At 65.0% G+C, this 12,035-nt stretch carries 12 protein-coding genes; 11 read left to right on the forward strand and 1 reads right to left on the reverse strand.

The genetic code is table 11. The features are described from left to right. The first annotated feature begins 1 nt into the window (after position 1). Together hsaB and AC5Y3Z_RS19850 are read left to right on the forward strand one after the other, a co-directional pair. On the forward strand, positions 2 to 568 hold the full coding sequence (gene hsaB, locus AC5Y3Z_RS19845; protein ID WP_463828582.1) for a 3-hydroxy-9,10-secoandrosta-1,3,5(10)-triene-9,17-dione monooxygenase reductase subunit: 567 nt from the start codon (positions 2 to 4) through the stop codon (positions 566 to 568). A 203-nt stretch (positions 569 to 771) separates the two neighbouring features. Further along, positions 772 to 1,380: a hypothetical protein gene (locus AC5Y3Z_RS19850; RefSeq protein WP_473139835.1), complete on the forward strand. Its 609-nt coding sequence runs from the start codon at positions 772 to 774 to the stop codon at positions 1,378 to 1,380. 12 nt (positions 1,381 to 1,392) lie between these two features. Here AC5Y3Z_RS19850 and AC5Y3Z_RS19855 read toward each other — a convergent pair whose 3' ends face one another. Beyond that, positions 1,393 to 3,126 (reverse strand): GMC oxidoreductase, encoded by a 1,734-nt coding sequence (locus AC5Y3Z_RS19855; protein WP_473139834.1) that lies wholly within the window; start codon positions 3,124 to 3,126, stop codon positions 1,393 to 1,395. Positions 3,127 to 3,567: 441 nt separating this feature from the next. Between AC5Y3Z_RS19855 and AC5Y3Z_RS19860 the strand changes: the two genes are divergently transcribed. Genes AC5Y3Z_RS19860 through AC5Y3Z_RS19900 form a run of 9 tightly spaced genes read left to right on the forward strand, consistent with a single transcriptional unit; the run spans position 3,568 to position 12,034 of the window. Continuing rightward, positions 3,568 to 4,386 carry an MlaE family ABC transporter permease gene (locus AC5Y3Z_RS19860; protein ID WP_473139913.1) on the forward strand — a complete coding sequence of 273 codons (819 nt, stop codon included), beginning with the start codon at positions 3,568 to 3,570 and terminating at the stop codon, positions 4,384 to 4,386. Continuing rightward, positions 4,386 to 5,258, forward strand: coding sequence for an MlaE family ABC transporter permease (locus AC5Y3Z_RS19865; RefSeq protein ID WP_463828585.1), 873 nt, complete (start codon positions 4,386 to 4,388; stop codon positions 5,256 to 5,258). Before AC5Y3Z_RS19860 ends, AC5Y3Z_RS19865 begins: the two co-directional genes overlap by 1 nt. Before the next feature lie 3 nt (positions 5,259 to 5,261). After that, positions 5,262 to 6,248 carry an MlaD family protein gene (locus AC5Y3Z_RS19870; RefSeq protein ID WP_473139833.1) on the forward strand — a complete coding sequence of 329 codons (987 nt, stop codon included), beginning with the start codon at positions 5,262 to 5,264 and terminating at the stop codon, positions 6,246 to 6,248. Continuing rightward, a complete protein-coding gene (locus AC5Y3Z_RS19875; RefSeq protein WP_473139832.1) occupies positions 6,245 to 7,261 on the forward strand; it encodes an MlaD family protein in 1,017 nt (338 codons plus the stop codon). The genes AC5Y3Z_RS19870 and AC5Y3Z_RS19875 overlap by 4 nt, the downstream gene beginning before the upstream one ends. Next, positions 7,261 to 8,271 (forward strand): MlaD family protein, encoded by a 1,011-nt coding sequence (locus AC5Y3Z_RS19880; protein WP_473139831.1) that lies wholly within the window; start codon positions 7,261 to 7,263, stop codon positions 8,269 to 8,271. Before AC5Y3Z_RS19875 ends, AC5Y3Z_RS19880 begins: the two co-directional genes overlap by 1 nt. Before the next feature lies 1 nt (position 8,272). Next, on the forward strand, positions 8,273 to 9,400 hold the full coding sequence (locus tag AC5Y3Z_RS19885; protein ID WP_473139830.1) for an MCE family protein: 1,128 nt from the start codon (positions 8,273 to 8,275) through the stop codon (positions 9,398 to 9,400). Beyond that, positions 9,397 to 10,401: an MlaD family protein gene (locus AC5Y3Z_RS19890; protein WP_473139829.1), complete on the forward strand. Its 1,005-nt coding sequence runs from the start codon at positions 9,397 to 9,399 to the stop codon at positions 10,399 to 10,401. The genes AC5Y3Z_RS19885 and AC5Y3Z_RS19890 overlap by 4 nt, the downstream gene beginning before the upstream one ends. Next, positions 10,398 to 11,363 (forward strand): MlaD family protein, encoded by a 966-nt coding sequence (locus AC5Y3Z_RS19895; protein ID WP_463828591.1) that lies wholly within the window; start codon positions 10,398 to 10,400, stop codon positions 11,361 to 11,363. The genes AC5Y3Z_RS19890 and AC5Y3Z_RS19895 overlap by 4 nt, the downstream gene beginning before the upstream one ends. Continuing rightward, the gene (locus tag AC5Y3Z_RS19900; protein ID WP_463828592.1) at positions 11,360 to 12,034 is read left to right on the forward strand and encodes a hypothetical protein; all 675 of its coding nucleotides are present in this window, start codon (positions 11,360 to 11,362) and stop codon (positions 12,032 to 12,034) included. Before AC5Y3Z_RS19895 ends, AC5Y3Z_RS19900 begins: the two co-directional genes overlap by 4 nt. Position 12,035 lies beyond the last annotated feature (1 nt).

Genomic DNA, 12,035 nt, shown 5'->3' on the forward strand with positions numbered 1-12,035 from the left:
CGTGAGCGCTGCGCCGATCGACCCGCGAACGTTCCGCAGCGTGCTGGGTCAGTTCTGCACCGGCATCACCATCATCACCACCGTGCACGACGACGTGCCGATCGGCTTCGCCTGCCAGTCCTTCGCGGCGCTGTCGCTGGACCCGCCGCTGGTGTTGTTCTGTCCGACCAAGGTGTCGCGTTCCTGGCAGGCAATCGAGGCCAGCGGACGGTTCTGCGTCAACGTGCTGACCGAGGGCCAGCAGCACGTGTCGGCACGGTTCGGCTCCAAAGAGCCGGACAAGTTCGCCGGAATCGACTGGCGCCCATCAGAGCTCGGGTCTCCGATCATCGAAGGGTCGCTGGCCTACATCGATTGTGCTGTCGCGTCCGTGCACGACGGCGGTGACCATTTCGTGGTGTTCGGTGCGGTCAACTCGCTGTCTGAGGTCCCCGAGATCAAGCCGCGGCCGTTGTTGTTCTATCGCGGCGATTACACCGGCATCGAACCGGACAAGACCACACCGGCCCAATGGCGTGACGACCTGGAAGCGTTCCTCACCACCACCACCGACGACACCTGGCTCTGACAGACCCTGTCGGGCCATTCCCAAAACTTGGGAAAATCAAATACGGTGTCAAATGATTGGACTTTTCCTCAGTAGTATTCGACAAGAAAATATTCACCATTGCCTTTTTCGAAATCGGGTTTTAATTTTCGTGGTGCGGCGTTCATGGTGTCCGGAACGTCGCATTAACCGACCCCACAGGTCCGATCCAGAAAAGGTATGACATGTCAATCGAAGCAACTGAAGGCCGCGTCAGCGAACTCCGAGAACGGGAGGCCGCGCAGGAGGCGTGGGATTGGATCGTCGACCTCAAAGAGCGGGCGAAAACAGACAGTGCCGCCGCCGAAGCCGAACTCGACGCGATTTTCCGCCACGGCACCGCGCCCGGTGACCTGGACGGACCCACCGACGGGATCCTGGTGATGACCACCACCAACGCCGTCGTCGATGCGGCCGCCCGGTTGGTGACCAGCCTGTGGATGCCGTGGCAGGGTAAACGGTTCGACCTGTCCGCGGGCACCGGCGACAACCGCATGACCAACAACGCCAAGCTGCCGTCCAAGCTGTTGTGGCCGCTGTACAAGATGAAGGACACGGCCGGCGGCAAGCTCGCCTTCGACTTCAAGACCTACCAGGACGCCGGCAAGCTGGACCCGGACGTGCAGGTCATGGTCATCGACTACGCCGACGTCAAGGAGAACCCCTACGTCATCATCCGCAGCATCCGCGACGAGCTGGTCGAGGTGGTGCCCGGTACCTATCTGGGCAAGATCTTGTACCGGCTGCCCCGCGAGCGGTACGAGATGATCGGCTTCTTCGCCCTGCGGACCTAGCCCTCGGCCGGCTCAGGCCCGGTCGTCGGCTTCGACGGCCGGGTCGTAGCCGGGCAGGCCCAGCTCCTCGCGCATGAGTTCGGCGGTGCGTTCGGCGAACATCGAAATGGTCAGGAACGGGTTGACGCCGATAGCCCGCGGGATCACCGATGCGTCGCAGACGTAGAGCCCGTCGTAGGTGCCGCCGTCGGGCCGGAACACCCGTCCGGCGTGGTCGACCACGCCGGCGTCGACGTTGTCGGCGGTGGTGCAGCCGCCCATCGGGTGCGCGGTGATCAGGTGCTTGCCCAGAAAGCGCGTGTCCCAGCGCGGGTTCTTGATGTAGGTGCCGCCGATGGCCTCCACCGCCGGCTGCAGCACGGCGTCCACGTCCTTGTAGACGCGCTCGGTGGGGGCACCCGGCCAGTCGACCTTGACGGTGCCGTTCTTGCGCAGCACCAGCTCTCCGTCGGAGTTGTCGTGCACCATGATCAGGAAGCCGAGCGAATGGTTCATCGCCCCGTCGGTGTTGAACGCGATGTCGCGGCGCCACCGCTCCAGCTTGGCCTTGCGGTAGTCGCGGTAGCTGGTCGCGGCCAGCCCCATCAGCCCGAACCGGAAGCTGTCGATCAGGGCGCGCGGCAGCGAAAGGTCCTGGACGGTGAAACGTTTGCGCAGGTCCGACTGGTCGGCGCCGAAGCGCATCGCCGCGGTGATGCTGGGTCCGCACGCCAGCAGTGAGCGTGGTGGTCCGTCGGTGGTGGCCCAGGTCTGGGTGTCGGTCTGCATGTCGGTGTTGTAGGCGATACCGAAGTTGTCGCCATTGCCACTGAAGTTCTTGCCCACCCGCGTCGAGAGCTGCAACCCGGCCTGAGCGGACCTGAGCAGGATTCCGTTACTGCCGAGGGTGCCTGCCGAGACCACTACGCGACGCGCGACGACGGCGGTGACGCCACCGGCACCCTTGTTGCCGGTGCGGCGCGTGATCACCCGCCACCGTCCGTCGTCGGTTGCCTCGATGCGCTGTGCCTCGAAACCGGCGAACAGCTCGACGCCGTAGTGGGCGGCCATTGGCAGGTAGTTGGTCATCAACGTGTTCTTCGAACCGGTGTTGTCACCGGTCCCGTCGCCGCCGTGGTTGGGGCACCGCCGGCGTTGCACGCCGTACTTGGTGACCCGGTCCTCGGTGCTGACCGTGATGTTGAGCAGCTCCAGTTGGGCGCCGGCGTTCTTGGCGATCTGGGTGAACGCCTCGACGCGGCGCAGCGGCACATTCTCGGCGTAGGGGAAGGCGCCGAGCATCTTGCGGGCCCGACCGTAATACGTTTCGAGGCCGCCCACGCCAGCGCGCTGCCGCTCGACCAACCGCTGGAACTCTTTCGGCCACGACGCCAGGAAGACCTCCCGGTCGGGCACGATCGCCACATTGAAGTTGATCAGTGAGGTACCGCCAAGGCCGTTGGCGTGAATGACGTCGATGGTCTTGAAACGTTCGAGCTCGATCAGACCGAGCGGGTTCAGCGGCGACCGCAGCTCGGCCGCCGCCGCTTTCTCCGACTCCGGAAATGTGCCGGTCGGCCGCTCCGACCCACGCTCGAAGACGGCGATGTCGAGCTTGCGGCCGGCGCGCGCATTCGCCACACCCAGGCGCGCGGCGGTGATCGCGCCTCCGTAGCCCGAACCGAGGATCACCACGTCGTACTCGCTGCGCATCGCTTCCGGCGGTGTCGCCAGACGGGCAGCGGTGAGCGGGGCCGGATCCACCATGACGACAACCTCCAATTTCGGGGACCGCTAAATGTGTAGCGCAGCGTAAACCCCGCTACCACCTCTCCACCATGGTTCGAAGCAAATTAATCGACCAATCTTTCCGTGTTGACTCAGCGGTGTTCACCGGCGCCGACTGCGGCTTTTGTAAAGAAGTTTGACAGCCGCATTCGCGCGGTGCTTGTCGAGCTGCTTTACACCGCAAAAAAATTGAAAAGAAGGCTCGCATTAGTAATGCCTGGTGTGTACTCTGCGAACTCAACAACAATCGTCCAGCCCTCCCAATGCATCCATGTGATCGGGGATTTGTCATGCCTTTTTCAGCTGCCTGCCGGACTGCCCGGGCCGGCGTGCGGAAGGAGACGGCCGGTGGTCGCTAGTGCGCAAGTGCTGACGGTGCCGCCCCGGCCCCCGGCGTCCCCGCTGCGCCGTCGCTCGCCGGTGTTCGGCACGTTCGCCAGGGGCGCCCGCCGCGTGGTGGGCAAGGCTGACGGCTCGGTGCAGTCCCTGGGCCGGTTCTTCGAGCTGGCGGCGCAGGCCGTCGGGTACCTGCTCACCGACCTGTGCCGGCTGCGCCACCCGTGGCGAGACACCCTGCAGCAGGCGGCATTCATCGTCAGTGTCACCGCCGTTCCGGCGCTGCTGATCTCGGTTCCGTTCGGGGTCATCGTCGCGGTGCAGGTGGGCAGCCTGATCCAGCAGGTCGGTGCGACGTCGATCTGCGGGGCGGCCGGCGGTCTGGGTGTCATCCGGCAGGCCGCGCCGATCGTGGCGGCGCTGCTGCTCGGTGGAGCGGCCGGCGCAGCGGTGACCACCGACCTGGGCGCGCGCAGCATCCGCGACGAGGTGGACGCGCTGCGGGTGATGGGCATCGACCCGGTGCAGCGCCTCGTCACGCCCCGGCTGGCAGCGATGATCCTGGTGGCGCCGTTGTTGTGTGTCTTCATCATCTTCATGGGCCTGTCGGCCGGTTACGTCATCAACGTCGGGTACCAGTCCGGCACCCCGGGCAGTTATATCGCTTCGTTCGGATCCTTCGCCAGCACAGCCGATCTCGTGGTGGCGCTGCTCAAGACCTGGCTCTTCGGGGTGATCGTCACGCTGATCTCCTGCCAGCGCGGCCTGGAGGCCAGCGGTGGCCCGCGCGGGGTGGCCGACGCGGTCAACGCAGCGGTGGTGCTCGGCGTAGTCACCGTCTTCCTGCTCAATCTGGTGATCACCGAATTCGTCACCATGTTCATGCCGACGAAGGTGGGCTGATGGCTACCCCGTCGAGATACCTGCCGCACGGATTGGCGACCGCGGTCCGGTTGCCCCTGGCCGCCGCGACCAGAAGTATGTCGGTGTTCGAGCGCCTCGGGCATCAGGCCAGCTTCGTGGTGCTTGCGCTGGCTGCCATCCCGCGGACCCTCACCCGCTACCGCCGCCACATCGGGGTTGTGCTGGTCGACATGATCTGGGGGAACGGATCATTCATCGTCGGAGGCGGAACGGTCGGGGTGCTGGTCTTCATGGGCGCCGCGATCGGGGCGTCGGTCGGGATCGAGGGTTACGCGGCGCTCGACATGGTCGGCATGGGGCCGCTGACCGGCTTCATCTCCGCCTACGCCAACACGCGGGAGATGGCGCCAATGATCGCGGCCATCGGTTTCGGTGCGCAGGCCGGCACCCGGATGACCGCCGAGATCGGCGCGATGCGGGTCTCTGAGGAGATCGATGCCCTGGAGGTACAGGGCATTCAGTCGATTCCGTTTGTGGTCACTCCACGCGTCATCGCCAGCGTGATCACCATCGTTCCGCTGTATCTGATGGCGCTGGTGCTCAGCTACCTGTGCTGCGCGCTGGTCGTCAACGTCGTGCACCACCAATCCACGGGCACCTACTCCCACTACTTCGACGCGTTCATCCAACCGTCGGATGTGCTGTTGTCGGTGCTCAAGGCGGCGATCTTCGTCCTGCTCATCGTCGCCATCCACTGCTATGAAGGCTATTACGCCGGCGGTGGGCCCGAAGGCGTCGGGCAGGCATCCGGTCGCGCCATCCGGGCCAGCCTGATCTCCGTCGTCATCGCTGACATGGTGCTGACGCTGGTCTTCTGGGGCAACAACCCGGGCCTACGGTTGTCGGGGTAGCACATGACATTTCGAGAACTGATCGCGCTGGGAGCAACTGCGCGGACGTTGCGAATCCGCGGTGTGGCGGTCGCCGCCGTGTTCACCGGCATTGGCGTCCTGCTCTACCAGACCGCAGACGGGGCCTACGACAACACCTTTCGGCTGACCGTTGTCGCCGACACGATCGGTGAGGGCCTGGCGCCCGGCGCCGAGGTGAAGTTCCACGGCCTGGCCATCGGGTCGGTCAAGGAACTGGAATCGGCCGGTTACAACCGGCAACGCATGACGGTGCTGTTGGACCCGCAACAGGCCCGGGCGCTGACCACCGCCACCAAAGCCAGGTTCACCTCGTCGAACGTGTTCGGCACCGCAGCGGTCGAACTCGTCAGCGACGGCAATGGTCCCCCGCTACGGCCCGATCAAACCCTGGTGATGAGCGTCGATGCGCAGGCTGCCTCCATCACCGGGCTGTTGCGGCAGGGTCAGAAACTGAGTCGAAGCTTCGACACCCCCGAATTCGAGCACGTCGTCGAGGTGCTGCGCCGGCACGCCGGCATCATCGAACCGGTCGCCAGGGCCGGCTCAGACCTGGCCAGGATCATCTCCGATACCAAGACCATGCCTGTCGCACAATCACTTTCGGTACTGGCGTCGTTCGTCAGCGGTCTCAACGACACGCTGCCCGCGGTCGGTCAGACGACCGGCCTGCTCGACGGGCTCACGCCGCTGGTAGCGGCCGGCGGTGTTGATCGCACCAACCGGGTCTTCACCCAGACCGGTCAGCTGTTGATCGACGTCGGTCAACTGTCGGCGCGACACAACACCTGGATCGCTGCGCTGGTCAACGCGATCATGAATGTCGGAATCCCGGCCTCGTTCGCCGCCGGCAGCCTGGCGCCCGCCTATGACCGGCTTTCCGGGCTGCTCGACCGCTTCGGTGGCGCATTCGTAATCGACGACGGACAGGTGAAGCTGCGCACCGAAGTCAGTGTGGCGCCGGGCCGATGAGAAACCTTGCCAGACCCGCATTCTGGGTGACGCTGTTCACCGCAGTGGCCACGGTGTGTGCCATTCTGTTGCTCAGCGCGCTGCGCAACCCGGTCACTGGAGCGGTATCGCACTATACGGCGACGTTCACCGACGTCTCCGGACTCGACGTCGGCAACGACGTCCGCATCTCGGGGGTCCAGGTCGGAAAAGTCGAGGCCATCCGGCTCGACGGCCGCAATGCCCAGGTCTCCTTCAGCTCACTCGACGAACACCCGTTATACCGCAACACCATTGCGGCGGTGCGCTACCAGAACCTGCTGGGCCAGCGTTACGTGGAACTGGTCCAGACGTCACCGGGGGGTGTGACGCCCGGCGACCGGCTACCCGACGGCTCCACCATCCCGGTGGGACAGACCGTGCCGTCGTTCGACATCACCAAGCTGTTCAACGGGTTTCGCCCCGTCTTCCAGACCCTCGACGCCGCGCAACTCAATCAGTTCGGGGAGAATCTGCTGCGGTTGATCCAGGGCGACGAGACCGGAATCGGGCCGGTGTTGCGCGATCTCGACACCATCTCCAAGTACGCGGTCAACCGCCAGGCCGTGATCACCGTGCTGCTGCGCAACCTCAGCGATTTGTCCCGAGACCTCGGCGGCAAGTCGCAGCAGCTGTTCAATCTCATTGACGCGCTCAACGATGCGCTGACCACCTTCACTGCCAAAGCCGAGGCGTTCCGCACTTCGATCGACATCGAACTACCCATGATGCGCAGCCTCGTGCACCTGTTGCAGAGCGCCGAACAAGGTTTCGACGCGTCGACATCGCCGCTGTACGGGCTCGCCACCCGGTTGTTCCCGCAGACCCCGACGGTGATCGCCGGCCTGTCCCTGACGCCCACCCTGATCCAGGGCCTGCGTGACTCCCTGGTCGACGACCAGCGGCCCGCCTACTCCTGCTCCAACGGCGAGGTCCACCTCCCCGGCATCGGCGAAGTGTCCTTCGCGCAACAGGATTTGGTGGTGTGCAGATAGTGGCACTCTGGTTCCGTCACCGGCGCGCGCTTGACGATCGCGCCGAAGCAGCCCGCACCCGACGGCTGGGAGTCGTCGGCCTCTGCGCGATCCTGGTGGCACTGGTCACCACCGGCCTGGCTTACGTCAATCCGACCGGGCAAGCCGGGTACACGGCGCATTCCAGCACCTCCGGCGGGGTGCGGTCCGGCGACGAGGTTCGCATCGCCGGGGTTCCGGTCGGAAAGGTCACCAGTGTCGCATTGAACCGGGCGCTGGTCGAGGTGAAGTTCGACATCAAGCGCTCGGTGGCCATCGGTTCGGACTCCACCCTGGACATCCGGCTGCTGACCCCACTGGGTGGCCACTACGTGTCTCTCGACCCGCAGGGCAGCAAACCGTTGGGGGACAACGTGATTCCCCCGCATCATGTCAAGACGCCGTTCCAGGGAAATGACATCATCCAGGCCGTCACGCCCTTCATCAGGGATGTCAACGGCCGGGTCATCCACGACACCTTCACCGAGCTCGCCGACGCCACCAACAAATACCCCAACGCCTTGCGGGAAATCCTGCAGTCCGCCAACGAACTGACCCGTTCGATGAGCAAGATGAGCGGTGACTTCCACCGCGGCATGGATTTCATCAACGACGCCAGCAGTGCCTTCGCGGCGGGCCGGAACCAGCTCACCGCGCTGATCGAGCAGTTCGCGTTGGTCGGGCAGCGCTACACCTCGAAGTCCGTCGACATCATTGAGTTCTTCACGCTGTTGGGTGAACTGACCCGCATCATCGACCGCGTCATGGTGTTCTACCACCGCGAGCTGGCCCCCTCGGTCAACGGCATCGACGACATCGTCACCGCGCTGGTCGGCCACCCGGAGCGGGTCGGCAAGGCCAGCGAAGGACTGACGCAGATCGCCAACGTCCTGTTGCCGATGCTGCAAGGAAAGACTCTCGTCGTGGACCAGAGCAACCGGGTGGCGCGGGCACCGGACATCTGCCTGCCGAGCATGGCGAAGCGGTGCTGATATGACGAAGAAGTCCGCCTGGATCGGGGCCGCCGCTGTAGTCCTGGTGGCCGTTGTCGCCGTCGTCACCGGCGCCACGATGGTGGCGCCCACCACCAGGACGTTGTGCGCGGAATTCACTGATGCCGTGGGGCTTTATCCGGGGAACAAGGTGCAACTGCTGGGCGTCGATGTGGGTTCGGTGACCAGGATCACCAACACAACCGACCACGTCCAGGTCGACTTCACCGTACCGGGCGACCTCGACCTGCCGGCCGACGTCGGCGCGCTCACCTATTCTCAGTCGATCGTCGCCGACCGGCACGTCGAACTCACCAAACCGTACGCTGCCGGGCCGAAATTCGCCGGCTCGCAGTGCATCCGGCTGGAGTCCACTAAAACACCGATCAGCGTGAGCCAAACCTTCTCTGCCGTGGACAAACTCGCCGGTGCGGTGTTGGGAACGTCCCCGGGCCAGGATCCGATGCATGCGCCGGGTGCTGAGGCGATCAACGAGAGTCTGGGTGCGCTGAGTCGCTCGTTGGAGGGCACCGGGCCGGGAATCAACCAGACCTTGCGCGATCTGGTCACTCTGATCGGCGACCCCAACCACGCCGATGCCGAATATCGCCAATTGCTGTCCAACAGCGAGGTTCTCACCTCCGATCTGCTGCAGCACTGGGACACCTTGGCCGGTGTGCTGCAGACACTGCCGGAGAGCCTGCGGATGATCGAAGGTCTGTCGACCGGGTTCGGTACGGCGCTGGCCCACCTTGCGCATTCGTTGCCGTTATTGGTCGATGCGTTGAATCGGTTCGGCCCCAGGGCCTACAACAACATCGGAGACAAGCTGATCCCGTGGCTGCGTGATGTGCTCACCGCCTACACCCCGCAGATCGTCGGTCTCATCAACGCTCTGCCGCCGATCACCAATTGGATTGCGACGCAGTACCGGCCGGCCTGGGGAACCCACAATGTCACCTACCTGCCACCACAGGTGTCGGTGTCGCCGGCACAGGCCGACGCCATTTGCAGCGTGTTGCAGCAGCGCAGGACACCGGGCGCTGAGGTGGCCTGTGCGCCCGGCGCCACCTCCGAGGCGGCCGCTCTGGGGCTGACCGATCTGCTGCTCGGGGCGGCGGTCTCGTGAAGCGGCGGATCCTGACGGTGTTGGCGTGCACGGTGATCGGCCTGTTGCCAGGTTGCTCGCTGGACCCGAGCCGATTGCCGGTGCCCGGCGCCTTTGTGCCGGAGGACAAGTACACCATCAAGATCGAGTTCTCCAGCGTGCTGAATCTGCCGGCCAGAGCCAAAGTCGATCTGGGCGGAGTGCAGGTGGGAGTCCTGGACCGGGTCCGGTTGGTGGGCCGCACCGCGGTGGCCTACGTCGAACTCGACAAGAACATCAGGGTGCCGAAGAACACCCGGGCCGAGTTGCGTCAGGCAACGGTGTTGGGAGACATCTACATTGCGCTGTTACCGGAGCAGAATCCGGCCGCTGCCGCACTGCACGATGGCGACACCATACCGCTGCGCAACACCGTCCCCGCCGACAATATCGAGGACGTGTTGCGATCGGTGTCCACCCTGGTCTCCGGCGGCTCGCTCGGCACGCTCGAAGAATCCGTCGTCAACTTCAACACGGCGTTCTCCAAGGACCCGGCCGAGTTGGACCGGATGCGCGACAAACTCGCCGCAATGCTGCACGACCTGGCAACCAACCAGGGCACTATCGACGAAATCCTGACCGGGACGCAGCGGGTCAGCGCCGAACTACTGGCCGACACCGGGGCATTCGACCGGTTGATCAACGAAGGACCGGTACGACTGCGAGCGATGTCGGCGGTGTTGCCCGGCATCGTTGCGCTGCTGGTCTGCGCCCAGGATCTCGGTCGCTACGGGGGACAGTTGTTGGTCCCCAACACCCCCGACCTCCTGCAGATGCTGTCCTACATCACCCCGACGGTGCGGACCATCGCCTCGGCCGATATCACCTTGCCTGCCATGGCCGACAAGATGATCGCTCTGATCCGCGACCGCCTGATCCCGTTCTACAGCAGTGGTGGGCCCAGGCTCAGCGTGTCGGTCACCCCCAGAACTCGCGCGGACGAGGCGATCTCAGTGCTGCAGTCGATGGGGATGCTGCCATGAAGTTCAACGCCGTTGTCACCTCAGCGATCCTCGCGGTCGCGACGCTGCTGGGTGCGGGGTATTTGACGTTCGGTGTGCTCGGCGCCGATCCGACGGCCCAGCCGTGCCGGCTCACCCTGTTGCTGGACAACTCCGGTGGCCTGATGCCCACCTCGCAGGTGACCATGCGTGGCATCCGGGTCGGCAGGGTGGCCGGAATCCACACCACCGCAAGCGGATTGACGGTGTCAATTGATCTGGATCGCCATCATCCGATTCCGGCCGACAGTGGGATCAGTATCCAAAACCTGTCGCTGGTCGGCGAACAGTACATCGACTTCACACCCAAGCGCCTCGCCCCGCCGTACTTCAGCGACGGTACGGTGATCCCACCCGGCCGGGTGGCCGCCGCGGTTACGGTCAGTGATCTGCTCAACAAGGCCAATGCGCTGCTCTCGGTGCTCAATCCGACTTACGTCAACACCATCGTCAGCAACGTGTCGGAGGCGTTCGCCGGTAACGATGCCGCCGTCGACTCGCTGGCGGCCACCGCGGCTGCGGCCGCGAACATGGAGAGCGCGAACAAGCAGGAGCTGTCCACGCTGTTCGGCAATCTTGCGACGCTGACCGACAACCTCAGGGATCAGGATGTCGGCGGCGTGCTGAGTCGCAGCGGCAGGTTGCTGCCCGGTTCGTTGCTCGCACTGGCGCGGCTGACCCGAGATGTGGACGCCTACGCCCACACCGGGGACGGCGCCTTCGCCCCGGGCGCTCCCATTCCCACCCTGGTGGCCAACCTCAAGCAGTACCTCGAGATGTTGTCGGGGCCGTTGAGTACCTTCGCTGCGGCATTGGAGCCGGCGACCGCGCCGTTGCGCGGATTCAAGGTCGACGCTGGGCATTTCGTCGACATTTGGGAATCCACTTTCACCGATGCGGGCGCGGTCCGCGTTCAGGTGACCGTCCCGGAAGGACACCGATGAGTACCGTGACCGAGGAGATCGTCGAGGACGTCGCTGACACCACGGCCGATGAGGTCGAGGAGTCGGGGGTGCCCGCCGCGCGGCCGCGGCCGCAGCCGCAGCAGAGAAGAGTGCGCAGGTGGATGCTGGTCGTCGCGGTCGCTGCGGTGGCGGTGGCCGGATGGCTCTGCTTCGACAAGTACCGAGCGGTGTCCGCTCAGCTGGCCGGGATGCGGCACAGCGCGGCCGATCGGGATGCCGCGGCCAACCTGGCCCGGGACTATGCGCTGAAATCGCTGACGTACACCTTCGAGGACCCCGACGCCTTCTTCCGCTCGGTCGAGGATGGGGTGTCGCAGTCGTTGAAGGACAAGTACGTCAACGCGAGCGAACTGCTCAGGGGGATCATGACGCAGGCGCAGGTCACATCGTCCGGCGAGGTACTCGCCACCGACGCCGTGGCCCAGCCCGGGCAGGTCTACCAGGTGGTGGTGTCCGCTGCGCAGACCACCCGCAACGTGCAGAATCCGAAGGCGCGGGTATCGGTCATCCTGCTGCAGGTCACGGTCAACAAAGCCGGCGACAAGTGGCAGGTATCCGATATCGGCCCGAAGACCGGCACTCACCTTGCCGCTGACCCGGCGGGTCCGGTGGGTCCGGGTCCGGGTCCGGGTCCGATGCCGGGTCGGTGAG

It is taken from the genome of Mycobacterium sp. NGS61 (assembly GCF_059812325.1).

Bases quoted from the DNA above. Each gene is read 5' to 3' on its own strand.
- AC5Y3Z_RS19865 (WP_463828585.1), top strand. From the start codon at position 4,386: ATGGCTACCCCGTCGAGATACCTGCCGCACGGATTGGCGACCGCGGTC.
- AC5Y3Z_RS19875 (WP_473139832.1), top strand. From the start codon at position 6,245: ATGAGAAACCTTGCCAGACCCGCATTCTGGGTGACGCTGTTCACCGCA.
- AC5Y3Z_RS19855 (WP_473139834.1), bottom strand. From the start codon at position 3,126: ATGGTGGATCCGGCCCCGCTCACCGCTGCCCGTCTGGCGACACCGCCG.
- AC5Y3Z_RS19900 (WP_463828592.1), top strand. From the start codon at position 11,360: ATGAGTACCGTGACCGAGGAGATCGTCGAGGACGTCGCTGACACCACG.
- AC5Y3Z_RS19850 (WP_473139835.1), top strand. From the start codon at position 772: ATGTCAATCGAAGCAACTGAAGGCCGCGTCAGCGAACTCCGAGAACGG.
- AC5Y3Z_RS19895 (WP_463828591.1), top strand. From the start codon at position 10,398: ATGAAGTTCAACGCCGTTGTCACCTCAGCGATCCTCGCGGTCGCGACG.
- AC5Y3Z_RS19870 (WP_473139833.1), top strand. From the start codon at position 5,262: ATGACATTTCGAGAACTGATCGCGCTGGGAGCAACTGCGCGGACGTTG.
- AC5Y3Z_RS19885 (WP_473139830.1), top strand. From the start codon at position 8,273: ATGACGAAGAAGTCCGCCTGGATCGGGGCCGCCGCTGTAGTCCTGGTG.